This window comes from Buttiauxella gaviniae ATCC 51604 (assembly GCF_001654835.1).
In the GTDB taxonomy this organism is placed as follows: domain Bacteria; phylum Pseudomonadota; class Gammaproteobacteria; order Enterobacterales; family Enterobacteriaceae; genus Buttiauxella; species Buttiauxella gaviniae.
The window spans coordinates 1-428 of record NZ_LXEP01000109.1; the positions used below are offsets into that span (position 1 = coordinate 1).

A 428-nucleotide genomic window follows, 5' to 3' on the forward strand; every position below is an offset into this window, starting at 1 on the left:
GGGGGAGTTCCTGCTGCAAAATTATGAACCAGGGTCAAAAGCGTTGCGTCGTCACCCGCCAGATATATATGGAAGTTGTGTGATCCTCCATAGTTAAGTTTTACCCCTGCCCCCCACTGGGTCCAGTAACCACTCGTCCCCCCTCCGTACATGAACAATTGTGAACCTGTTATAGGATTAGCAATATCCGCGTTATTTAAAAGTACGGCCTGGCCACCAAGGCCAAACTGACCAACGACAGAAACATCTCCTTGCGCGGTTCCTGTATTTCTAGTTGATGCAGTTCCCAGACCTATGCCCGCGCGAGCCTCCGACTGCGTCTTCCCGCCTGTACCACCCTGGCCTACACTTAATGCAGTGGTTAACCCACCCAGACTAGTGATATCAGTGTTAGCACCCTTCTTCGCTACTGACTTCTGCCCTGGCAC

1 pseudogene is annotated in these 428 nt (G+C 51.9%); it reads right to left on the reverse strand.

From position 1 onward, the window contains the following. Positions 1-428: pseudogene (locus tag M977_RS25975) on the reverse strand (hypothetical protein); the annotation flags it as partial.